This is a genomic window from Pseudomonas sp. R28(2017) (assembly GCF_002112505.1).
GTDB lineage: Bacteria > Pseudomonadota > Gammaproteobacteria > Pseudomonadales > Pseudomonadaceae > Aquipseudomonas.
In genome coordinates this window covers 1-1,270 of sequence record NZ_NEHW01000037.1, presented here as the reverse complement: position 1 = coordinate 1,270, position 1,270 = coordinate 1, and the positions used below count along the sequence as shown (strand labels likewise).

The following is a 1,270-nucleotide window of genomic DNA, read 5'->3' as shown; positions in this document are numbered from 1 at the left end:
ATCGAGCGCCGCCCGCGCGGCGCATCGCGAGCTGCGCTCGCTTGTGTCTTCGAAGGAGGTAAGGTGTTAGGTGAGAGGGGTGGACGGCAAGCTGCTAGCTCACGGTGCCATGAGCACGGGTAGGAGCCGAGCTGCCGTCCACTCTTCTCGCTTTGGCTCAAGCTCGAACAGTTGACTGAGTCCGACCTCGAACAACAAGCGTGAGCCAGGCCAGAGCGACCTCTCATCTCCAAGACTAGAGGCTTTACTCATGTCTGCCTACGCCGGAATCGATGTATCCAAAGCCACCTTACAAGTGGCGCTGTATCCCGAGGTCTCCGAGCTTTGCGTGACCAATGACGCTGCTGGGCTCGAGGCTATCACTCGGTATCTCAAAGCCCACGCGGTCGAACGTGTGTTGGTCGAAGCCACCGGCGGTTACGAAAGGCTGTCGGTCAAGCTGCTGGCCAAGGCCGGGTTGAAAGTGCAACGAATCAATCCCGTTCGGGCGCGTCAATTCGCCCTAGCCATGGGCAAGCGGGCCAAGACCGATCCTATCGATGCACGGATGCTGGCCCTGTTTGCCTCTGCCTTGAAGGATAAGCATTTCGTTGTGCCCGACGATGCCCGCGAGGAACTGACCGAGTTGGTCAATCAGCGTGACAGCCTGGTCCAGCAGCGCGATGACAATCGTCGCCGCATCAGGCAGGCCTCGCTGCCTGTTGTGTTAGAGCACTACAAAACGCTCGAATCGACATTACGCATCTTGATCAAGGCATGCGATAAGCAGATCGCTGAGCAGAGTCGCCGTGTCGATGCACACCTTCTCGAACGTCTGAGCGAGATCAAGGGTGTTGGCAACGTGACTATCGCCAGCCTGTTCTGCTTTCTGCCAGAACTGGGCGATCTGAACCGTTCGCAAGTAGCTGCCCTGGCGGGCGTGGCGCCCTACAACAACGACAGTGGGGCGAAGAACGGGAAGCGCCATGTATACGGCGGCCGGGCGAAACTGCGTCGAGCGGCCTACATGTGCGCCCTGGTAATGACTCGAGTGAATCCAGATTTCAAAGCGCGGTTCGCCCGGCTGCGAGCGAGCGGCAAGCCAGCAAAAGTAGCTCTGGTGGCCTGCATGCGTGTGCTGCTGGTGAGGCTCAATGCCATGGTCCGTGATGGAAAACCATGGTGTGATCAGCCAGTTTGAAGGTGTATCGGGAAGGCAGACTTAGCGCCTGCCCACCCTGATATGTGCGTTGGTCGGGTGGAAGCGAAAGACAGTTGGCTCCTACGTTTG

General features: G+C 58.7%; 1 protein-coding gene. It reads left to right on the top strand.

Going from position 1 to position 1,270, the window contains the following annotated elements:
- Positions 1-250: 250 nt before the first annotated feature.
- Positions 251-1,180 carry an IS110 family transposase gene (locus CAF78_RS27475; RefSeq protein ID WP_085673235.1) on the top strand — a complete coding sequence of 310 codons (930 nt, stop codon included), beginning with the start codon at positions 251-253 and terminating at the stop codon, positions 1,178-1,180.
- Positions 1,181-1,270 lie beyond the last annotated feature (90 nt).

Coding starts and splice junctions, on each gene's coding strand:
- CAF78_RS27475 (WP_085673235.1), top strand. CDS start 251: ATGTCTGCCTACGCCGGAATCGATGTATCCAAAGCCACCTTACAAGTG.